Annotated in this window: 18 protein-coding genes; 8 read left to right on the top strand and 10 right to left on the bottom strand. The window is 67.8% G+C overall.

Annotated features, from left to right (window positions below):
• The first annotated feature begins 12 nt into the window (after positions 1–12).
• Genes B4A39_RS00655 through B4A39_RS00645 form a run of 3 tightly spaced genes read left to right on the top strand, consistent with a single transcriptional unit; the run spans position 13 to position 1,467 of the window.
• Positions 13–618: a DUF2975 domain-containing protein gene (locus tag B4A39_RS00655; RefSeq protein WP_292032145.1), complete on the top strand. Its 606-nt coding sequence runs from the start codon at positions 13–15 to the stop codon at positions 616–618.
• 23 nt (positions 619–641) lie between these two features.
• Complete coding sequence (locus B4A39_RS00650; protein ID WP_292032143.1) at positions 642–875, top strand: helix-turn-helix domain-containing protein; 234 nt, start codon at positions 642–644, stop codon at positions 873–875.
• A gap of 1 nt (position 876) precedes the next feature.
• Positions 877–1,467: a Smr/MutS family protein gene (locus tag B4A39_RS00645; RefSeq protein ID WP_292032142.1), complete on the top strand. Its 591-nt coding sequence runs from the start codon at positions 877–879 to the stop codon at positions 1,465–1,467.
• A 15-nt stretch (positions 1,468–1,482) separates the two neighbouring features.
• Here the strand turns inward: B4A39_RS00645 and ccmB are convergent, their stop codons facing one another.
• The gene (gene ccmB, locus B4A39_RS00640) at positions 1,483–2,148 is read right to left on the bottom strand and encodes a heme exporter protein CcmB (protein ID WP_292032141.1); all 666 of its coding nucleotides are present in this window, start codon (positions 2,146–2,148) and stop codon (positions 1,483–1,485) included.
• Positions 2,145–2,768 carry a heme ABC exporter ATP-binding protein CcmA gene (gene ccmA, locus B4A39_RS00635; RefSeq protein ID WP_292032437.1) on the bottom strand — a complete coding sequence of 208 codons (624 nt, stop codon included), beginning with the start codon at positions 2,766–2,768 and terminating at the stop codon, positions 2,145–2,147. Before ccmA ends, ccmB begins: the two co-directional genes overlap by 4 nt.
• Before the next feature lie 196 nt (positions 2,769–2,964).
• Between ccmA and acnA the strand changes: the two genes are divergently transcribed.
• Both acnA and B4A39_RS00625 read left to right on the top strand, forming a co-directional pair.
• On the top strand, positions 2,965–5,691 hold the full coding sequence (gene acnA, locus B4A39_RS00630; RefSeq protein ID WP_292032139.1) for an aconitate hydratase AcnA: 2,727 nt from the start codon (positions 2,965–2,967) through the stop codon (positions 5,689–5,691).
• 119 nt (positions 5,692–5,810) lie between these two features.
• Positions 5,811–7,424 (top strand): NAD(P)/FAD-dependent oxidoreductase, encoded by a 1,614-nt coding sequence (locus tag B4A39_RS00625; RefSeq protein ID WP_292032137.1) that lies wholly within the window; start codon positions 5,811–5,813, stop codon positions 7,422–7,424.
• Positions 7,425–7,487: 63 nt separating this feature from the next.
• Here B4A39_RS00625 and acnB read toward each other — a convergent pair whose 3' ends face one another.
• Entirely contained in the window at positions 7,488–10,070 is a 2,583-nt protein-coding gene (gene acnB, locus B4A39_RS00620) for a bifunctional aconitate hydratase 2/2-methylisocitrate dehydratase (RefSeq protein WP_292032134.1), read from the bottom strand.
• Positions 10,071–10,291: 221 nt separating this feature from the next.
• On the opposite strand from acnB, the gene B4A39_RS00615 reads away from it, so the two are divergent.
• Complete coding sequence (locus B4A39_RS00615; RefSeq protein ID WP_292032132.1) at positions 10,292–10,966, top strand: hypothetical protein; 675 nt, start codon at positions 10,292–10,294, stop codon at positions 10,964–10,966.
• A gap of 12 nt (positions 10,967–10,978) precedes the next feature.
• Here the strand turns inward: B4A39_RS00615 and B4A39_RS00610 are convergent, their stop codons facing one another.
• Together B4A39_RS00610 and katG are read right to left on the bottom strand one after the other, a co-directional pair.
• The gene (locus tag B4A39_RS00610; protein ID WP_292032130.1) at positions 10,979–11,866 is read right to left on the bottom strand and encodes a hydrogen peroxide-inducible genes activator; all 888 of its coding nucleotides are present in this window, start codon (positions 11,864–11,866) and stop codon (positions 10,979–10,981) included.
• Between the two features lie 99 nt (positions 11,867–11,965).
• Positions 11,966–14,179 carry a catalase/peroxidase HPI gene (gene katG / locus B4A39_RS00605; RefSeq protein ID WP_292032128.1) on the bottom strand — a complete coding sequence of 738 codons (2,214 nt, stop codon included), beginning with the start codon at positions 14,177–14,179 and terminating at the stop codon, positions 11,966–11,968.
• A 262-nt stretch (positions 14,180–14,441) separates the two neighbouring features.
• On the opposite strand from katG, the gene B4A39_RS00600 reads away from it, so the two are divergent.
• The gene (locus B4A39_RS00600) at positions 14,442–14,996 is read left to right on the top strand and encodes a peroxiredoxin (RefSeq protein WP_292032125.1); all 555 of its coding nucleotides are present in this window, start codon (positions 14,442–14,444) and stop codon (positions 14,994–14,996) included.
• A gap of 180 nt (positions 14,997–15,176) precedes the next feature.
• Positions 15,177–15,710, top strand: a complete 534-nt coding sequence (locus tag B4A39_RS00595) for a carboxymuconolactone decarboxylase family protein (protein ID WP_292032124.1) — start codon at positions 15,177–15,179, stop codon at positions 15,708–15,710.
• A 73-nt stretch (positions 15,711–15,783) separates the two neighbouring features.
• Here B4A39_RS00595 and B4A39_RS00590 read toward each other — a convergent pair whose 3' ends face one another.
• The 5 genes from B4A39_RS00590 to B4A39_RS00570 form a co-directional block, all read right to left on the bottom strand.
• The gene (locus B4A39_RS00590; protein WP_292032122.1) at positions 15,784–16,203 is read right to left on the bottom strand and encodes a helix-turn-helix domain-containing protein; all 420 of its coding nucleotides are present in this window, start codon (positions 16,201–16,203) and stop codon (positions 15,784–15,786) included.
• A 113-nt stretch (positions 16,204–16,316) separates the two neighbouring features.
• Positions 16,317–16,760 carry a helix-turn-helix domain-containing protein gene (locus B4A39_RS00585; RefSeq protein ID WP_292032120.1) on the bottom strand — a complete coding sequence of 148 codons (444 nt, stop codon included), beginning with the start codon at positions 16,758–16,760 and terminating at the stop codon, positions 16,317–16,319.
• On the bottom strand, positions 16,757–18,343 hold the full coding sequence (lnt, locus tag B4A39_RS00580) for an apolipoprotein N-acyltransferase (RefSeq protein WP_292032118.1): 1,587 nt from the start codon (positions 18,341–18,343) through the stop codon (positions 16,757–16,759). The genes B4A39_RS00585 and lnt overlap by 4 nt, the downstream gene beginning before the upstream one ends.
• The gene (ybeY, locus tag B4A39_RS00575) at positions 18,340–18,795 is read right to left on the bottom strand and encodes an rRNA maturation RNase YbeY (RefSeq protein ID WP_292032116.1); all 456 of its coding nucleotides are present in this window, start codon (positions 18,793–18,795) and stop codon (positions 18,340–18,342) included. Before ybeY ends, lnt begins: the two co-directional genes overlap by 4 nt.
• A complete protein-coding gene (locus B4A39_RS00570; RefSeq protein ID WP_292032114.1) occupies positions 18,795–19,787 on the bottom strand; it encodes a PhoH family protein in 993 nt (330 codons plus the stop codon). The genes ybeY and B4A39_RS00570 overlap by 1 nt, the downstream gene beginning before the upstream one ends.
• Between the last annotated feature and the right edge of the window lie 94 nt (positions 19,788–19,881).

The raw sequence follows: 19,881 nt of genomic DNA, 5'->3' as shown, positions 1-19,881 counted from the left end.
GACCTTGACCGCATGAACCTCCCGAAACTGGCTTCCATCGGGATTCGTGCGCCACGCCTGACCGGCGCCAACCTGCGCCCCCCCTTGCGGACCCTGGGTCCGGGTTCCGTATCCAGCCTGCTGAAGATCGCGCTGGATGTGGCCTATGTCCTGCTGGCCCTGATCACCGGCGTGCTGCTGCTGCTCTGGGTCGCCTCCATCTTCATCCCGCTCGACAACATCAACGTCACCGTCACGGACGGCGACAACGGCCGGCAGATGCCGCTGACCCGCCCGCTGCTGCTTTTCGGCGTCGGAGCCATGACCGCCTATTTCGGCGGCTTCCTGATGATCCTGCGCGGCCTGAGAAAGATTTTCCGCACCCTGACCCTGGGCGATCCCTTCCAGCCCGACAACGTGCGCCGTCTGCGCCAGATCGGCCTGATCCTGGCCATCGTGACCGGCGGCGTCTGGCTGGCGCAGGGCCTGGTGGCCGCGCGTCTGGCCCCCGGCGTCATGGAGCCGCAAGGGATCAGCGACCTGCTCACCCCGGTCTTCTCCATCCTCGTCGTCTTCGTCCTGGCGGAGGTGTTCCGCGAAGGCGCGCGCCTGCGCCGCGAATCCGAACTGACGATCTGATCTCGAAACGTTAAGCTGACCCCATGGCCATCCGCGTCCAACTCGACCGCATCCTCGCCGAACGGCGCATGTCGCTGACGGAGCTCGCCGACCGCGTCGGGGTGACCGTGGCCAATCTGTCGATCCTCAAGACCGGCAAGGCCCGCGCCGTGCGCTTCTCGACCCTGGACGCCCTGTGCCGCGAACTGGACTGCCAGCCGGGCGATCTGCTGGCCCACGAACCCGGACCCGGCGACACCCTCGACGACGAGGACTGAGGTGGCCCGCAAAGGCCCGCCCGCCTCGTCCGACGACGACAAGCGCATCTGGGCCCGCGTCACGGGCACGGTGACCCCGCCCACGCGGCGCAAGGCCGCTCGTGTCACGCCCGGCGCCGTCCTGCCCGACCCCGAAGCCGCGCCGGTCGCAGCCCGGCCCGCCCGCGGCGTCGCCGGCAAGAAACGCGTCGCACCCGATCAGACACCGACTTTCGAGGCCCTCGGGCTGATCGCGCCGGCCTCGCCCCCGTCGGCCCGCGCCCGGCCAACGCCGGAGGAACTGGAGCCGCGTCGCCAGCGCCGCCTGTCGCGAGAGCGCGATCCGATCGAGGCGCGCATCGACTTGCACGGCTTCGGCCGCTTCGAGGCGGAAGATCAGCTGCGCGGCTTCCTGATCGGTTGCCAGATGCGCGGCCTGCGTTCGGTTCTAGTCATCACCGGTCAGGGCCGGCGCGGCGGCGGGATCATCCGCGGCTCGGTCCACGACTGGCTGACCGGGCCGCACCTGCGCGGGGTGGTGTCCGGCTTCGCCTCGGCCCACCGCCGCCACGGCGGCGACGGCGCCCTCTACGTCACGCTGAAGCCGCGCTGAGCGGCCACCTCAAGCCTAGCCCTGGGCGTTGCGGATCGCCGCCGCCCCCGCGACCGGCGCGACCACCATGGCGAATAGGACATAGGCGGCCAGCAGGGCCAGGGCCGAAAGCGGGTCGCCGCCGTCCGCCGCCCGGGTCAGGGCGCCCGCCCCGAAAACCACCGGCGGAATGAACAGCGGCAGGACCACCACCGCGATCAGCAGACCACCGCGCCTGGCCCCCAGGGCGAGGGCCGCCCCCAGCGCCCCGGTGAAGGCGAAGCCCAGACCGCCGAGCGCCGCCGCCGCCGCCGTCAGCCCGATCAGGTGGGCGGGCTGGCCCAGCGCCAGGGCCGCGATCGGGGCCGCAATCGCCAGGGGCAGACCGGTCGCCAGCCATTGGGCCAGGGCCTTGATCGCCACGGTCGCTTCCAGCGGCAGGGGGCCGAGCGCCAGAAGGTCCAGGGCTCCATCTTCGAGATCACGCTCGAACAGGCGCTCCAGCGACAGCAGCGACGCCAGGGCCAGGGCCATCCAGGTGGCGCCTGAGGCCGCCGGGGCCAGAACGCGCGGATCGCCGCCCGCCGCCAGCGGCAGGATGGCGGTCAGGCACAGCATGAAGCCGCAGGCCAGCAGGGGGCCGCCGCCGCCGCCCCAGGCCAGCGACAGCTCGCGGCCGAACAGAACGCGGACGGCTCTCATGAGAGGCCGCCAAGATCAAGATTGCGCGCCGGGACGGGCAGGGGGTCGTGCACCGCCGCCAGGATCATCCCACCGGACGCCAGATGCACCGCCATCATCTCGGCGGCCACCGCGCGCCATCGGGCGTCCAGCGGCGCCAGGGGTTCATCCAGCAGCCACAGGGCGCGCGGCGCGGCCGCCAGTCGGGCCAGCGACAGGCGGCGCTTCTGTCCCGCCGACAGCTTGCGCGTCTCCAGATCCATCAGGGGCGATAGGGAAAGGCGGGCGATGGCCGCCGTGCGCGCAGCGTCGGCTCCGCCTAGCCAGGCCGTCTGGAAGTCGAACTCCTGCCGCGCGGTCCGCGTCGGCTTCAGGCCCTCGAGGTGGCCCAGCAGGTGAACGCCGTCACGTCGCGCCCCGTCCGAATCCAGCGCCTCGCCGTTCGCGTCGCGGAAGGCGATCGTCCCCTCGTCCGGCCGTATGAACCCCGCCACGGCCCGCAGCAGACTGGTCTTGCCGGCGCCGTTGGCCCCGGTCAGTGCCACGGCCTCGCCCGCCGAAAGGCGCAGCGACAGGCCCTGGAACAGGACGCGCTCGCCGCGCGACAGGCTCAGGGACTGGATTTCGACCGCCTTCAGCATGACCCCGCCGACTTGCGAACCCTTCTCAATGTCCATGACAAGGGTGTGGATACATGGACGCCCCCCGCACACAGGACTATATGCGCAAGCGCCGCAGCAGGCTTTCGCCGCGCGCGCCCGGGACCTGTGCGCCCTGGCGTCCAGCGCGCGAAGGCGCAACCGAATTGTCGGGCGGCGTTAGTCAGAGGACTTCTCCATGCCGTCGATCGACAGCCTCAAGACCCGTCAGGACCTTTCGGTCGGGCGCAAGAAATACGCCTATTACAGCCTTCCCGCCGCCGAGGAAGCCGGTCTGGTCGGGATTTCCCGTCTGCCGCGCTCGATGAAGGTGCTTCTCGAGAACCTGCTGCGCAACGAAGACGGCGTCTCGGTCACCGAGGACGACCTGAAGGCCGTCGCCGCCTGGATCGAGAACAAGGGCGCCGTCGAGCACGAGATCGCCTTCCGCCCGGCTCGCGTCCTGATGCAGGACTTCACCGGCGTTCCCGCCGTGGTCGATCTGGCCGCGATGCGCGACGCCATGGCCAAGCTGGGCGCCGACGCCGCCAAGATCAATCCGCTGGTCCCTGTCGACCTGGTCATCGACCACTCGGTCATGGTCGACCACTTCGGCGACGCCAAGGCCTTCGGCCAGAACGTCGAGCGCGAGTATGAGCGCAACATCGAGCGCTACAACTTCCTGCGCTGGGGCTCCTCGGCCTTCAACAACTTCCGCGTCGTTCCGCCCGGCACCGGCATCTGCCACCAGGTGAACCTTGAGAACCTGGCCCAGACCGTCTGGACCCTGGACGAGGGCAAGAAGACGGTCGCCTATCCCGACACCGTCGTCGGCACCGACAGCCACACCACCATGATCAACGGCCTGGCCGTCCTGGGCTGGGGCGTCGGCGGCATCGAGGCCGAGGCCGCCATGCTGGGCCAGCCGATCCCGATGCTGATCCCGGAAGTCGTCGGCTTCAAGCTGACCGGCAAGCTGCCGGAAGGCGCCACCGCCACCGACCTCGTGCTGACTGTCACCCAGATGCTGCGCAAGAAGGGCGTGGTCGGCAAGTTCGTGGAATTCTTCGGCGACGCCATCGCCGGGATGACCATCGAGGATCAGGCCACCATCGCCAACATGGCCCCGGAATACGGCGCCACCTGCGGCTTCTTCCCGGTGTCGCGCGCGACCATCGACTATCTGGCGGCCACCGGCCGCGACAAGGCGCGCGTCGCCCTGGTCGAAGCCTACGCCAAGGCTCAGGGCCTGTGGATCGACGAGACCTCGGAAGACCCGGTCTTCACCGACGTGCTGGAACTGGACATCTCGACGGTCGTGCCGTCGCTGGCCGGTCCCAAGCGCCCGCAGGACCGCGTTGAACTGACCGTCGCCGCCCCGGCGTTCGAAACCGCCCTGGCCGAGGTCTTCGGCCGCCCGACCGACGCCGAACGCGCCGCCGTGGAAGGCGAGAAGTTCACCGTGGGCGACGGCGACGTGGTCATCGCCGCCATCACCTCCTGCACCAACACCTCCAACCCCTCGGTCCTGATCGCCGCCGGTCTGGTGGCGCGCAAGGCCCACGCCCTGGGCCTGAAGGTCAAGCCCTGGGTCAAGACCTCGCTGGCCCCCGGCTCGCAGGTCGTCACCGACTATCTGACCGACGCCGGCCTCCAGAAGGATCTGGACGCCATGGGCTTCAACCTGGTCGGCTACGGCTGCACCACCTGCATCGGCAACTCGGGCCCTCTGGACCCGGCCATCTCGAAGGCGATCAACGACAACGGCCTGGTCGCGACCTCGGTCCTGTCGGGCAACCGCAACTTCGAAGGCCGCGTGAACCCCGACGTCCAGGCCAACTACCTGGCCTCGCCGCCGCTGGTCGTGGCCTACGCCATCGCCGGTTCGATGCGCATCGACATCACCAAGGATGCAATCGGTCAGGACAAGAAGGGCAAGGACGTCTTCCTGAAGGACATCTGGCCGACCTCGCAGGAGATCGCCGACATCCAGAAGAAGTCAGTCACCCCGGCCATGTTCGCCAAGCGCTACAAGGACGTCTTCAAGGGCGACAAGCACTGGCAGGCCATCAAGGTCACCGGCGGTCAGACCTATGAGTGGGAAGACACCTCCACCTACGTCCAGAACCCGCCCTACTTCGAGGGTCTGTCGATGGAGCCGGCCCCGGTCAGCGACATCGTGGAGGCCCGCATCCTGGGCATCTTCGGCGACTCGATCACCACCGACCACATCAGCCCGGCCGGTTCGATCAAGAAGGCCTCGCCCGCCGGCGTCTATCTGACCAACCACGGCGTCGACGCTCTGGACTTCAACAGCTACGGCGCCCGCCGCGGCAACCACGAAGTCATGATGCGCGGCACCTTCGCCAACATCCGCATCCGCAACAAGATCACCCCGGACATCGAGGGCGGCGTCACCAAGCACTTCCCGTCGGGCGACACCATGTCGATCTATGACGCGGCCATGCGCTACCAGTCGGAAGGCCGTCCCCTGGTCGTCTTCGCCGGCAAGGAATACGGCACCGGCTCGTCGCGCGACTGGGCGGCCAAGGGCACGCGCCTGCTGGGCGTCCGCGCCGTCATCGCCGAAAGCTACGAGCGCATCCACCGCTCGAACCTGGTCGGCATGGGCGTGGTGCCGCTGCAGTTCAAGCAGGACGGCTGGCAGAAGCTGGGCCTGACCGGCGAGGAGATCGTCACCATCCGCGGCCTGACCGACGCCAACATCGGCAAGCTGAAGCCGCGTCAGGACCTGTGGGTCGAGATGTTCCGCCCCTCGGACGGCAAGATGGCCCGCTTCCCGGTCCGCTGCCGCATCGATAACCAGACCGAGCTGGACTACCTGCTGGCCGGCGGCGTCATGCCCTACGTCCTGCGCAACCTGGCCGGCGGCCCGCAAGCCCAGGCGCCCGCCGCCGCCGAGTAAGGCGAGGCTTCAGGCTAAAAACTGGAAAGGCCGGTGGAGCGATCCACCGGCCTTTTTCTTCGGCCATCCACCGCCTCTTGCCTCATGCGTTTGGCGTCACGAACGGCTACAAGACACCGATGTTGCGCCTGTCAGAACTCAAGCTGCCTCTCGATCACCCGCCGGAGGCCTTGCCCGCCGCGATCGCTACCCGCCTGGGCGTGCCGCCGAGTGACGTCATTTCCTGGTCAGTCTGGAAACGGGCGCACGACGCACGTCGGAAGTCTGCGATCCTGAAGGTCTATATTGTTGACGTCGAGGTCAGGGATGAGGCCGCATTGCTGGCCCGCTTCAAGGACGACGTGCACGTGCAGCCCGCGCCAGACGTCGCCTATCGTCCGGTTGCCGTCGCGCCCAAAGACCAGCGCCTGAGGCCCGTCGTGATCGGAGCCGGGCCCTGCGGCTTGTTCGCCGGGCTGATCCTGGCCGAAATGGGCTTCAAGCCCATTATCCTCGACCGCGGCAAGGTGGTGCGGGAACGCACGAAGGACACCTGGGAGCTTTGGCGCAAGAGCAAACTACACCCGGAATCCAACGTGCAGTTCGGCGAGGGCGGCGCCGGCACCTTCTCCGACGGCAAGCTCTACAGCCAGATCAAGGACCCGCGCTTCCTGGCCCGCAAGGTCCTGACCGAGTTCGTCGCGGCGGGCGCGCCGGAAGAGATCCTGACCGAAGCGCATCCGCACATCGGCACCTTCCGTCTGGTGACCATGGTCGAGGCCATGCGCGAAAAGATCGAGGCCCTGGGCGGCGAGTACCGGTTCGAGCACCGGGTGGTGGACATCGAGCTGGACAAGGGCGCGATCCGGGGCGTGCGTCTGCACACCGGCGAGGTTCTGGAGGCGGACCATGTGGTCTTCGCCATCGGCCATTCGTCGCGCGACACCTTCCAGACCCTGTACGAGCGTGGCGTCCATATCGAGGCCAAGCCCTTCTCGATCGGCTTCCGCATCGAGCATCCGCAGTCGTGGATCGACCGGGCCCTGTTCGGGCCCTGCGCCGGACATCCCGATCTGGGGGCGGCCGCCTATTCGCTTTCGCACCATTGTTCGAACGGCCGGACCGTCTACAGCTTCTGCATGTGCCCGGGCGGGACGGTGGTGGCGGCGACCAGCGAGCCGGGCCGCGTCGTCACCAACGGCATGAGCCAGTATTCGCGCAACGAGCGGAACGCCAACTCCGGATTCGTGGTCGGCATCTCGCCCGAGGACTATCCCAGCGACCACCCGCTGGCGGGGATCGAGCTGCAACGGGATCTGGAGACCCGCGCCTATACGGCGGGCGGCGGCGACTATTTCGCGCCGGGCCAGCTGGTCGGCGACTTCCTGGCGGGACGGCCCTCGACCGCACTGGGCGAGGTCGTGCCCAGCTATAGGCCAGGCGTTCGCCCGACTGATCTGGCCCCGCTTATGCCGGACTATGTGATCGCGGCGATGCGCGAGGCCCTGCCTGTCTTCGGCCGCAAAATCCCTCGCTATGACGACGCCCAAGCGGTGCTGACGGGGGTGGAGACGCGCAGTTCCTCGCCCATCCGCATGACGCGCGGCGCGGACTTCCAGAGCCTGAACGTGCGCGGTCTGTTTCCCGCCGGCGAGGGCGCGGGCTATGCCGGGGGCATCCTGTCGGCCGCCGTCGATGGCATCAAGGTCGCGGAGGCTGTCGCCCGATCAATGATCGGACAGACGGCGACCTAGACCCCATGAAAACGGCCGATGGATCGCTCCATCGGCCGTTTGTCTTTCAGCCTATCGCCCGCCTTATTCGGCCGCGACGCGATCCGCGTATTCGGGGATCTGGTCGAAGTTCATGTAGCGGTAGACCTCGTCGCGGTCGGCGTCGATGACGCCCATCTCGGCCATGTATTCGGCCACGGTGGGGATGCGGCCCATCTTGGAGGCGACAGCGGCCAGTTCGGCCGAGGCCAGGTAGACGTTCGAGCCCTTGCCCAGACGGTTGGGGAAGTTGCGGGTCGAGGTCGAGACCACGGTCGCGCCCTCCTTCACCTGGGCCTGGTTGCCCATGCACAGCGAGCAGCCCGGCATCTCCATGCGGGCGCCGGCGCCGCCGAGGGTCGAGTAGTGGCCCTCCTTGGTCAGCTCGGACGCGTCCATCTTGGTCGGCGGGGCCACCCACAGACGGGTCGGGATGTCCTTCTTGCCCTTCAGCAGCAGCGAGGCCGCGCGGAAGTGGCCGATGTTGGTCATGCACGAACCGATGAAGACCTCGTCGATCGGGGTCTCCTGCACCGCCGACAGAAGGCGTGCGTCGTCGGGGTCGTTGGGGGCGCACAGGATGGGCTCCTTGACGTCCGCCAGGTCGATCTCGATGACGTGGGCGTATTCGGCGTCGGCGTCGGCCTCCAGCAGGTTCGGCGCGGCCAGCCAGGCCTCCATGGCGTCGATGCGGCGCTGAAGCGTGCGGGCGTCGGCGTAGCCGTCGGCGATCATGTTCTTCATGAGCACGATGTTCGAAGTCATGTACTCGATGATCGGCTCCTTGTTCAGCTTGACGGTGCAACCCGCCGCCGAACGCTCGGCCGAGGCGTCGGTCAGTTCGAACGCCTGCTCCACCTTCAGGTCAGGCAGGCCCTCGATCTCGAGGATGCGGCCCGAGAACTCATTGACCTTGCCGGCCTTGGCCACCGTCAGCAGGCCCTGCTGGATGGCGTAGTAGGGGATGGCGTGAACCAGGTCGCGCAGGGTTATGCCGGGCTGCATCTCGCCCTTGAAGCGGACCAGGATCGACTCCGGCATGTCCAGCGGCATGACGCCGGTGGCGGCGCCGAAGGCCACCAGGCCCGAACCCGCCGGGAAGGAGATGCCGATGGGGAAGCGGGTGTGGCTGTCGCCGCCGGTGCCGACGGTGTCGGGCAACAGCAGGCGGTTCAGCCAGGAGTGGATCACGCCGTCGCCGGGGCGCAGGGCCACGCCGCCGCGGTTGGAGATGAACTGCGGCAGTTCACGGTGCGTCTTGACGTCGACCGGCTTGGGATAGGCGGCGGTATGGCAGAAGGACTGCATCACCATGTCGGCCGAGAAGCCGAGGCAGGCCAGGTCCTTCAGCTCGTCGCGGGTCATCGGGCCGGTCGTGTCCTGCGAGCCGACCGTGGTCATGCGCGGTTCGCAATAGGTGCCCGGACGGATGCCCTGACCCTCCGGCAGACCGCAGGCGCGGCCGACCATCTTCTGAGCGACGGTGAAGCCCTTGCCGCTGTCTTCGGGGGTCACGGGCAGTCGGAACTCGGTCGAGGCGGCCAGGCCCAGGGCCTCGCGGGCGCGGGCGGTCAGCGAGCGGCCGATGATCAGGTTGATGCGGCCGCCGGCTTGCACTTCGTCCAGCAGGACCTGCGACTTCAGCTCGAAGTCGGCGACCTTTTCGCCGTTCTTCTCGATCCTGCCCTCATAGGGATAGATGTCGATGACGTCGCCCATGTTCAGGCTGGTCACGTCGACCTCGATCGGCAGGGCGCCGCTGTCTTCCTGGGTGTTGAAGAAGATCGGGGCGATCTTGCCGCCCAGGGTCACGCCGCCGAAACGCTTGTTCGGCACGAAGGGAATGTCCTGACCGGTGGCCCAGATGACGCTGTTGGTCGCCGACTTGCGCGACGAGCCGGTGCCGACCACGTCGCCGACATAGGCGACCAGATGACCCTTGGCCTTCAGGTCCTCGATGAACTGCATCGGGCCGCGCACGCCGTCCTGCTCGGGCGTGATGCCCGGACGCGCGTTCTTCAGCATGGCCAGGTAGTGCAGCGGAATGTCGGGGCGCGACCAGGCGTCGGGCGCCGGCGACAGGTCGTCGGTGTTGGTCTCGCCGGTCACCTTGAAGACGGTGACGGTGATCTTGTCGGCGACCTTGTCGCGCGAGGTGAACCACTCGGCCTCGGCCCAGGACTTCAGCACGGCCTGGGCGTTGGCGTTGCCGCCCTTGGCCAGTTCGGCGACGTCGTGGAAGAAGTCGAACATCAGCAGGGTCTTCTTCAGACCCTCGGCGGCGACGGCGCCGACCACCGCATCGTTCAGCAGATCGATCAGCGGCTTGACGTTATAGCCGCCGACCATGGTGCCCAGCAGTTCGGTCGCACGCTCGCGCGACAGCGACGGCACGGCGAAGTCGCCATGGGCCACGGCGGACAGGAAGGAGGCCTTGACCTTGGCCGCGTCGTCCACGCCCGGCGGCACGCGATGGGTCAGCAGGTCCAGAAGTTCGTGCTCGGCGACGCCCGCCGGCGGCGCCTTGATCAGCTCGATCAGGTCGGCGGTCTGCTCGGCCGACAGCGGCAGCGGCGGAATGCCCAGGGCCGCGCGTTCGGCGACGTGAAGACGATAGGTTTCGAGCATGAGCGGCCTTCCTTGGTCCAGTCGCGACATGACCGGCCCGTCGGCCCGCCAAAACCGCGCGTGGCCTTTCCCACATAAGGGTCAGGGTCGCAAGGGAAGGGGACCCGTTCGACCTTCGACCTCCGTCGTAGACAGCGAATCGTTCGCCGACCGTTGTTTGTCGGCTGAGAAAAGGCTTAGCTTGCCTCCTGCTGCAAGTATCTGGCCCCGGAGCTTTCTGAATGCGCGGTCTCGGCGTGGGTCTGACGGTTCTGGTTCTCGCCTTCGCCCTATTCGCGGGGCTGCTGGCCTCCAAGCGCGAAGGCTTTTTCGATCCCGTCCTCTACCGGACCAACTATCCCTGCTCGCTCGAAGCACGTGAAACGCCGGGTCCGCTGGATCCCGACATCGAAAGCTGGTTCGCCGCCCCGCTGCGTAGCGTCGGCGAGCGGCCGCTCTGGAACGCGAAGTTTGACGGAAAAACCACGCTCCGCTTCACCTTCCTGCCAGCCTTTGTCGAGCCCGTCATTGTTCGGATCGACGACCTTTACGGGCCCTCCCCCCGCCTGACGGCGACGCGCCATGTCGATCAGGTTCACGTGGATGCGGGGCCTGATCACTTCGTCCGCGACTTATCGAAGGAGGATGTGGCCCCGCTCATCGCACTGATCAGCAACAGCGCCGTTCTTGATCTTGCCCCGGATTCCTGCATCTCAGGTGTCGATGGCGCAGTCTATCTGATCGAAGCCAATGGCCCGAGTGGCTATCGCTTTATCAATCGCTGGAGCGTCGAAGAGGGCGCAGTCTATGATCTGGCCAACGCCATGTACCGCCTGACCGGCTGGCCCAACGGGCGGCAAGGTCCGGACCGCAGCGATATCGATTGGCCGCCTCGCACGGATACCGCGGAAAGCTGATCGCCTCGCCGTTCAATCCAGCTTGAGCGCCTCGGCCAGCAGGCGGGCTTCGGCGGCGCGGCTTGAGCCGGCGCGCCAGGCGACGACGATTTCGCGGCGGGGGGCGTCGGCGGAAATGGGGCGGACCACGACGCCGGGGTTGTCGGCCAGACCGGCCTGAACCGCCATCTGCGGCAGGAAACTGACGCCGAGCCCTGAGGACACCATCTGGACCAAGGTATGCAGAGAGGTGGCGGCGAAGACGTCTTCGCCGCGCGGGGCCTCGATGTTGACGGCGGCCAGGGCCTGATCGCGCAGGCAGTGACCGTCCTCCAGCAGGATCAGGTCGTCGGCCTTCAACATGCCTTCCGGGATCGGCCCGGCGCCTGCCAGCGGATGGCCGACCGGGGCGGCGGCCAGGATCTCGTCATCGCCGATGCGGGCGTGGTCGATGCCCGGCGCCTCATAGGGCAGGGCGATGACGGCGGCGTCCAGCTGTCCCGCCTTCAGCCCGGCGATCAGGCGCGGGGTCAGGTCCTCGCGGATGAAAAGGCGCAGGGCCGGGTGACGGTCGCGCAGGCCGGGCAGGGCGCGCGGCAGCAGGAAGGGGGCGACAGTGGGGATGATCCCCAGGCGGAACCGGCCCGACAGGGGCTTGCCCGCATTGCGCGCCGCCTCGACCAGATCCTCGGTGCGGGCCAGGACGTCCTCGGCGCGCTTTACCGCCTCGGCGCCGACGGCGGTCAGCTGGACCGCGCCGCGCGTGCGCTCGACGACGGCGGCGCCCAGGATCTTCTCCAGTTCCTGCACCCCGGCCGACAGGGCCGGCTGGCTGACGTGGGCCGCCTCGGCGGCGCGGCTGAACGAGGCGTGCTCGGCCAGGAGCTTGAGATAGTGGAGCTGTCGCAGGGTGGGGAGCATTCGCCCCACATAGGCGCGCCCTATGGTGTTTTCAAAGACAATCGAAGTCATTGATGAGCAGGACGCCGCGAGCCGATCAGCCCGCGGCGTCCCTCGCCTCTAGTTCAGGTCGAACCGGTCGGCGTTCATCACCTTGGTCCAGGCCGCCACGAAGTCACGAACGAACTTCTCGCCGGCGTCGGCCGAGGCGTAGACCTCGGACAGGGCCCGCAGCTGCGAGTTGGAACCGAACACCAGATCGGTGCGGGTCGCGGTCCAGCGCTCCTCGCCGGTCAGGCGATCGGAACCGACGAAGGTCTCGTCGCCCTCGCCGTCCACCTGTTTCCAGCCGGTCTTCATGTCCAGCAGGTTGACGAAGAAGTCGTTGGTCAGCTGACCCGGCCGGTCGGTGAAGACGCCGTGCTTCGACCCGCCATGGTTGGCGCCCAGCACCCGCAAGCCGCCGACCAGCACGGCCATCTCCGGCGCCGTCAGGCCCAGAAGCTGAGCCCGGTCGATCAGCAGCTCCTCGGTCGGGACGTTGAAGCGCACCTGCAGATAATTGCGGAAACCGTCAGCCCGGGGTTCCAGCACCTTGAAGCCCTCGACGTCGGTCTGCTCGGCCGAGGCGTCGGTGCGGCCGGGCGTGAAGGGAACGGCGACCTCATGACCGCCGGCCTTCGCCGCCTGCTCCACCCCGACCACGCCGCCGAGGACGATCAGGTCGGCGATCGAGACATTGGCGCCCGAGGCCGCCTTGAGGTCCTCATAGACCTGGAGCACGCGAGCCAGCTTCGCCGGTTCATTGACGTCCCAGTCCTTTTGCGGCGCCAGGCGCAGGCGCCCGCCATTGGCGCCGCCGCGATGGTCCGAGCCGCGATAGGTCACGGCCGAGGCCCAGGCCGTCGACACCAGCTGGGCGACCGACAGGCCGGAGGCGGCGATAGCGGCCTTCAGCGCGGCCACGTCGGCGTCCGACAGCGCCGGCCCCGCATGCGCCGGGATCGGGTCCTGCCAGATCAGGTCCTCGGCCGGCACGTCGGCGCCGAGATAGCGGGCCCTGGGTCCCATGTCGCGGTGGCACAGCTTGAACCAGGCGCGGGCGAACTGGTCGCCGAAATAGGCCGGATCGGCGCGGAACCGCTCCATGATCTTGCGGTACTCGGGGTCGATCTTGAACGCCATGTCGGCGGTCGTCATCATCGTTGGCACGCGCTTGCCGGGCGTGTGGGCGGCGGGGGCCAGGGTCTCGGGCGGATTGCCGACCGGCTGCCACTGCTTGGCGCCCGCCGGACTACGAACCAGTTCGTAGTCGTGGTCCAGCAGCATGTCGAAGAAGGTCATGTCCCAGGTGATCGGCGTCGGGGTCCAGGCGCCCTCGATGCCCGACGTGATCGTATGGTCGCCGATTCCGCTCTCGTGGCCCGAGATCCAGCCGAGACCCTGTTGGGCGATGTCGGCGCCCTCGGGACTGACGCCCACCTTGGAGGCGTCGCCGGCGCCATGGGCCTTGCCGAAGGTGTGCCCCCCGGCGGTCAGGGCGGCCGTCTCCTCGTCTTTCATGCCCATGCGAGCGAAGGTTTCGCGAATGTCGCGCGCCGACTGCAGAGCCTCCGGCACGCCGCCCGGTCCCTCCGGGTTGACGTAGATGAGGCCCATCTGGATGGCGGCCAGGGGCTCCTCCAGGGCCATCTGCTTGTCAGGCTGAATTCGGGTCTCGTTGCCCTCCTCGCCGACCCACTGTTCCTCGGTGCCCCAGTAGACATCCTTTTCCGGCTCCCAGACGTCGGCGCGGCCGCCGCCGAAGCCGAAGACCGGTCCGCCCATGCTTTCGATGGCGACAGTGCCGGCCAGGATCATCAGATCGGCCCAGCTGAGCTTGGCGCCGTACTTCTGCTTGATCGGCCACAAAAGGCGCCGGGCCTTGTCCAGGTTGCCGTTGTCCGGCCAGGAGTTGAGCGGGGCGAAACGCTGCTGGCCCGCGCCGGCGCCGCCGCGACCGTCGCCGGTGCGATAGGTGCCCGCCGAGTGCCAGGCCATACGGATGAAGAAGGGGCCATAGTGGCCATAGTCCGCCGGCCACCAAGGCTGACTGTCGGTCATCAGGGCGGTCAGGTCGCGCTTCACCGCCGCCAGGTCCAGCGACTTGAAAGCGGCGGCGTAGTCGAAGTCGTCGCCCATGGGATCGCCGGACTTGCCCTGCTGATGCAGGATGTCCATCGCCATCTGGTTGGGCCACCAGTCGCGATTGGTGCGACCGAGCAGGGAGCGCAAGGCGCCCGGCTCTTTCCTGGGATCGTGGAGAGGGGTGGGGCCGCCTGCTTGTCCGTCCATGACTTTCCTCCTCGTTGGCTGATTATCACCGGAGCCTACGCCCGGTTCCCCACCAAAGGAAAATCGATAAACTTTGTCACCATCAGCAATGAAACTTATGGCGAGGCTTCTACTCGACCCGTGGCTGTCCATAACGAAAATCTATTCGTGATTGTGAAATCATCGATTTGACTTCCAGCCTTCCACCCCCCATCTGAGGCCCATCGGCGATGCGTCTCCCCGCGACGCCGGCTGTCTCATATTGTCAGAATGGAGCTCCACTATGCTGGGCGTCGGTCAAAAACTGCCTGAATTCAAGATCACTGGCGTGAAGCCGGGCTTCAACGACCATGAAGAAAACGGCGTCTCGGCGTTCGAAACGCTGACGCAGGACAGCTTTGACGGCAAGTGGAAGGTCATCTTCTTCTACCCGAAGGACTTCACCTTCGTCTGCCCGACCGAAATCGCCGCCTTCGCCAAGCTGGGCAAGGATTTCGAGGATCGCGACACCGTCGTCCTCGGCGGCTCGACCGATAACGAATTCGTCAAGCTGGCCTGGCGCCGCGACCACTCGGACCTGAACAAGCTGCCGATCTGGCAGTTCGCCGACACCGGCGGCAAGTTCGCTCGCGAACTGGGCATCCTGGACGAAGACAACGGCGTCGCCCTGCGCGCCACCTTCGTGGTCGATCCGCACAACGTCGTGCAGCACGTCTACGTCACCAACCTGAACGTGGGCCGTTCGCCGGAAGACACGCTTCGCGTGGTCGATGCTCTGCAGACCGACGAGCTGTGCGCCTGCAACCGCCCTGTCGGCGGCGAGACCCTGGCCGCTTAAGTACTGGCCAAGGAAGGCCCGGACCGCGTTCGTAATGGTCCGGGCCGCCCCTCTTTGAAGGCGGCGGCGGGCGACCGTCGCCGCCTTTTTCATGCTCGACGCTCCGCCCTGACGGCGCGCGTCGGCAGCCCCTATATTGTATTCGGCGCAAGCGGCGCCGTTGAGCAGAAGGAAGTTCTCATGTCCATCGACGCCCTGCGCGACCTCATCCCGGCCTATGGCAAGGACATCTCCCTGAACCTGTCGTCGCTGGCCAATGAGACGGTGCTGAACGACCAACAAAAGTGGGGCTGCTTCCTGGCCTCGGCCCACGCCATCGGCGTCGCCCCGGCCGTCAAGGCCATCGAGGCCGCGGCCGCCGCCGTCCTGACCCCCGAAGCGATGAACGCCGCCAAGGCCGCCGCCGCCATCATGGGCATGAACAACATCTACTACCGCTCGCTGCACCTGATGAAGAACAACGAGTACACGACCCTGCCGGCCAAGCTGCGCATGAACGTCATCGCCAATCCGGGCGTCGAGAAGCTGGACTTCGAACTGTGGTCGACCGCCGTCTCGGCCATCAACGGCTGCGGCGCCTGCCTGGACGCCCACGAAGGCGAACTGCGCAAGCACGGCGTCCCGAACGTGCAGGTTCAGGCCGCTCTGCGCATCGGCGCCGTGGTCCACGCCGCCAGCCGGATCGTCGCCTCGGAAGCCGCCCTGGCGGGCTGATCCCGTCAACATCGCCAGACAGCAGAAAGGCGCGGAGCGATCCGCGCCTTTTTCAATTCCGGCCTTGAAGGCTTCAGTCCTTGTCGGCGGGGCTCTCGTGGCCGGCCATTTCGCGCATCATGTCCAGCACCAGCTTCTGCTGTCGCACCGACAGCTGCGGCGCCAGGCGACCGATCTCGATGCTCTGACGCGTCGTGGGAAAGTCGTGGACAAAGGCCTCCGTCTCGCCCTCGGCCATGCCCGGCGTTGGCGTGGTCAGCCCTTCGAAGAAGTAGCCGATATCGACCTTGAAGAAGCGGGCGATGTCCCAGAGCTTGGAGGCGGAAACCCGGTTGGCGCCCTTCTCGTACTTCTGGATCTGCTGGAAGGTCAGGCCCAGGGCTCGCCCCAGATCACTCTGATTATACCCGAGAGCGATGCGCTTTTCGCAAACCCGCCGTCCGACATGACGGTCCACCGGATGGGGACCATCCTCTACAGCGCCTCTGACCATCACGCGTTCTCGCTGAAATCTACGCCCGAACTCAAGTGTGCTGAAATGCGACGGATCGCGAGGGCTGTCATTACAATTCGCCCGACGCGGGTGTCCTGACCGCGCGCCATCCTCTAGTGCCCGTCCTCGTCTCTGAGGGCTTTGATCACCGCCAGGAGGGTTCGCTGGCGCGCTTCGGGAAGCTTTCTGGCGGCCGATCCGATCCGTTGAACGAGGGGGTGGCCGACAGACGGCGGACCGACGAAGACCGTCTCGGCCCCGTCGCTCATGCCCGGTTGTCGCGGCTGCAGAACGATACTGGACGGCAGGCCCTCGTAGATCTCCGCCACCTCCACATTCATCGCCTTGCAGAACTGCCAGAGCCGGGCCGCCGGCACCCGATTCTCACCGCTCTCGTGACGTCCCCACTGATTGGCGGATACACCGAGCTTCTGGCCCATCTCGGCCTGGGTCATTCCGCGATCCTCTCGCATGGCGCGCAAACGGGCGCCCAGCGGCTCGTCGATGTGACGCGTCCGCTTGCGGTCCAGTTCTTCCTCGTCGCCCGCCTTGGTCATGCCCGATCCCTGCGCCGCTTCCAGGCCAGGCCGCCCGCCAGCATCAAGGCCAGCAGGACGCCGAACAGACCGTCGCCCCAGCGGCCGTAGAGGGTCGGCGTCGCCGGCTCCGGCAGGTGCACGTCGATAACGCCGGCGTGGCCGGGATCCAGCCGCTTGCCGTCCACCACCCGGCCCCAGGGGTCGATCATGGCCGAGACGCCGGTGGGGGTGGCGCGGGCGATGGGCAGGCCGGTCTCGATGGCGCGATAGCTGGCCAGGTTCAGATGCTGGCGCGGTCCCGAGGTGGCGCCGAACCAGGCGTCGTTGGAGACATTGACGATCCAGGCCGGTCGCGCGTCGCCGCTGGCGGGGGTGAAGCCCGGATAGAGGCTTTCATAGCAGATCAGCGGCTGGACGCTGGGGGCGTTGACCAGGCTGATCGGCGCGGGCCGGGGACCGGCGCTGAAATCGGCCGGGACATGGACCAGGCTGCGCACGCCGATGCGGCTCATCAGACGGCCCAGCGGCAGATATTCGCCGAAGGGCACCAGGCGGTGCTTGTCGTAGATGGCGCCGATGCGCAGGCCCGCCGCGCCCTCGTCGTTCAGCGCGAACAGGCTGTTGTAATAGCGGGCGCCGCCTTCGGCGGAGGGATCGGCCTCACCACGGCTGATGCCCATCAGCAGGGTCTGACCGGTCTGCAGGGCGCCGGCGATGGCCTGGGCGTCCGGCGAGTTGAACACGTCGTTGGCCGTGGCGGGCAGGGCCCCCTCGGGCCAGACCACCACGTCAGGGACCGCCGCGCCGGGCTGGGCGGTCAGGGCGACATAGCGATCGACGATGGCCTGATAGGCCTCAGGGCTCCATTTGGATTCCTGCGGAATGTCGGCCTGGACCAGACGCACCACGGTCGGCCCGTCCACGCGCTGGGCCGAGGACAGCCGGAAGGCGCCAAAGGCGAACAGGCCCGCCAGGACGGCCACGCCCAAACCCGCCGCGATCAGGCGCGAACGACGCGGTCCGGCGGCGACCAGCAGGCCGAGCGCCGAAACCGCGGCCAGCGTCACCAGCCCCAGGCCATAGACGCCGGCCACCGCGGCGAACTGCGACATGGCCGACCCCGCCTGCCAGGCGGCGCCGGTCGGGTTCCAGGGAAAGCCGGTCAGGACATGGCCGCGCAACCACTCCAGCAGGGCGAACAGGGCGGCGAACAGCAGGACGCGGCGCGCCCCCGCCGGGGCGAAGCGGCGGTGAAGGGCCGTCGCCGCCCCGAAGAAGAGCCCCAAGCCCATGGGCAGCAGGCTGGCGGCGAAGGGCGCCATCCAGGCCTGATCCTTGTTGACCAGGAAGGCCTCGGCCACCCACCAGCAGCCGATGAAGAAGTAGGAGAATCCCGCCAGCCAGCCGACCCAGAAGCCGCCCTTCACCGTGCGCGACCGCTCGGCCAGCAGCATCAGCAGCGGATAGCCCAGCAGGCCGGGCAGGACGCCGAACGGCGGATGGGCCAGGGCGGCGCCGGCGCCGGCCAGCAGGGCCAGGGCGATGCGGCCCCAGCGGTTCGTCAGCACGCCCCCCCAAAGGGCCGACAAGCGGTCGATCATACAGTCGCCTCGTGCTCAGCAGCATAGGGATCGGCGACGCCGAGCGACGCCAGGATTTCGCGCTCCTCGGCCTCCATCTCCTCGGCCTCGGCGTCATCCTCGTGGTCGCGGCCCAGCAGGTGCAGCACGCCGTGAACGACCAGATGGCTCAGATGATCGGACAGGGTCTTGCCCTGAGCCTCGGCCTCGGCCGCGCAGTAGGCATGACCCAGCACCACGTCGCCCAGATGAGGGAAGGCGCTCTCGGCCGCCGGGAAGGACAGGACATTGGTCGGCCGGTCCTTGTCACGGAAGCGGGCGTTCAGGTCCTGCACTCCGGCGTCGTCGGTCAGCAGGACGACCACGTCGCCCTCGACCGTTCCAAGCGCCGCCGTCGCCGCGCTCAGCACCACCGCCTCGGCGTCGGGCAGGGCGGCGGTCCAGGCCGCGTCCTCGACTTCGATCTCGATCATCAATCTTCGTCCTCAAGATCCGGCGTCGGGCGATTTCGCGCGGAATCGGCGTCATAGGCGCGCACGATGCGCTCGACCATGGCGTGACGCACCACGTCCTCGGCCTTGAAGGCCTGAACGCCCACCCCCTTCACGTCCTTCAGAATGCGCAGGGCGTGGCTGAGGCCGGAATCGCGCGGATTCAGCAGGTCGATCTGCGACGGGTCGCCGGTGACGACCATGCGCGCGCCCTCGCCCAGACGGGTCAGGACCATCTTCATCTGCAGCCGCGAGGTGTTTTGGGCCTCGTCGACGATGATGAAGGCGTGGCTGAGCGTGCGGCCGCGCATGAAGGCGATGGGGGCGGCCTCGATCTCGCCCTTCTCGCGACGTCGCCGCACGTCCTCGACGCCAAGGATGTCGTTCAGCGCCTCCCAGATCGGGGCCAGATAGGGATCGACCTTTTCATTCAGATCGCCGGGCAGGAAGCCGAGCTTCTCGCCCGCCTCGACCGCCGGACGGGTGATGACCAGACGATCCACCTGCCCCCGGCGCAGCAAGCTCGCGCCGTAGGCGGCCGCCAGGAAGGTCTTGCCCGTGCCCGCCGGACCAACGCCGAAGGTCAGTTCGCAGCGGCTGAGCAGATCCAGATACTGGGCCTGGGCCGCCGTCTTGGGCGCAATGGCGCCCCGGCGTCCGACCGGCAGGCTGATGGCGTCCGGCACCACGCGTCCCTGATCGGGTCGCGGCTGCGACACGGCCGCCCCCAGCGCCATGCGGACGTCGGCCTCGGTGATCTCGGCCCCTGTGTCGGCCCGCTTGGCCAGGGTCTCGACGACGCGCTTGGCCTGGGCCCGGTCCCGCGCCGAACCGTTGATGGAGACGCCGCCCCCCGGCGCCTCGACCAGGACCTTGAACGCGTCTTCGATCAGGGCGACGTGACGGCTGTTGGGACCGATCACGGCCCGCAAGGCCTGATCGCTCAGGGACAGGAATTCGGACTCTCGCGCCATCAAGGCTCCTTTTTAGGCTCCCTATCGCCTCGCTTGCGGCGCGAGGCGGCTTGTGGGACGCCGCACTATAGATCGCGGTCTCGTCATGGGACCA

The organism is Brevundimonas sp. UBA4553, from assembly GCF_002387245.1.
Classification (GTDB): Bacteria; Pseudomonadota; Alphaproteobacteria; order Caulobacterales; family Caulobacteraceae; genus Brevundimonas.
The sequence above is the reverse complement of the archived record's forward strand: the minus strand, read 5'-3'. Positions and strand labels throughout refer to the sequence as shown.

What these genes read in the sequence shown, in the direction of transcription:
- B4A39_RS00655 (WP_292032145.1), top strand. Translation starts at nt 13, where the DNA reads ATGAACCTCCCGAAACTGGCTTCCATCGGGATTCGTGCGCCACGCCTG.
- B4A39_RS00650 (WP_292032143.1), top strand. Translation starts at nt 642, where the DNA reads ATGGCCATCCGCGTCCAACTCGACCGCATCCTCGCCGAACGGCGCATG.
- ccmB (WP_292032141.1), bottom strand. Translation starts at nt 2,148, where the DNA reads ATGAGAGCCGTCCGCGTTCTGTTCGGCCGCGAGCTGTCGCTGGCCTGG.
- ccmA (WP_292032437.1), bottom strand. Translation starts at nt 2,768, where the DNA reads ATGCTGAAGGCGGTCGAAATCCAGTCCCTGAGCCTGTCGCGCGGCGAG.
- acnA (WP_292032139.1), top strand. Translation starts at nt 2,965, where the DNA reads ATGCCGTCGATCGACAGCCTCAAGACCCGTCAGGACCTTTCGGTCGGG.
- B4A39_RS00625 (WP_292032137.1), top strand. Translation starts at nt 5,811, where the DNA reads ATGTTGCGCCTGTCAGAACTCAAGCTGCCTCTCGATCACCCGCCGGAG.
- acnB (WP_292032134.1), bottom strand. Translation starts at nt 10,070, where the DNA reads ATGCTCGAAACCTATCGTCTTCACGTCGCCGAACGCGCGGCCCTGGGC.
- B4A39_RS00615 (WP_292032132.1), top strand. Translation starts at nt 10,292, where the DNA reads ATGCGCGGTCTCGGCGTGGGTCTGACGGTTCTGGTTCTCGCCTTCGCC.
- B4A39_RS00610 (WP_292032130.1), bottom strand. Translation starts at nt 11,866, where the DNA reads ATGCTCCCCACCCTGCGACAGCTCCACTATCTCAAGCTCCTGGCCGAG.
- katG (WP_292032128.1), bottom strand. Translation starts at nt 14,179, where the DNA reads ATGGACGGACAAGCAGGCGGCCCCACCCCTCTCCACGATCCCAGGAAA.
- B4A39_RS00600 (WP_292032125.1), top strand. Translation starts at nt 14,442, where the DNA reads ATGCTGGGCGTCGGTCAAAAACTGCCTGAATTCAAGATCACTGGCGTG.
- B4A39_RS00595 (WP_292032124.1), top strand. Translation starts at nt 15,177, where the DNA reads ATGTCCATCGACGCCCTGCGCGACCTCATCCCGGCCTATGGCAAGGAC.
- B4A39_RS00590 (WP_292032122.1), bottom strand. Translation starts at nt 16,203, where the DNA reads ATGGTCAGAGGCGCTGTAGAGGATGGTCCCCATCCGGTGGACCGTCAT.
- B4A39_RS00585 (WP_292032120.1), bottom strand. Translation starts at nt 16,760, where the DNA reads ATGACCAAGGCGGGCGACGAGGAAGAACTGGACCGCAAGCGGACGCGT.
- lnt (WP_292032118.1), bottom strand. Translation starts at nt 18,343, where the DNA reads ATGATCGACCGCTTGTCGGCCCTTTGGGGGGGCGTGCTGACGAACCGC.
- ybeY (WP_292032116.1), bottom strand. Translation starts at nt 18,795, where the DNA reads ATGATCGAGATCGAAGTCGAGGACGCGGCCTGGACCGCCGCCCTGCCC.
- B4A39_RS00570 (WP_292032114.1), bottom strand. Translation starts at nt 19,787, where the DNA reads ATGGCGCGAGAGTCCGAATTCCTGTCCCTGAGCGATCAGGCCTTGCGG.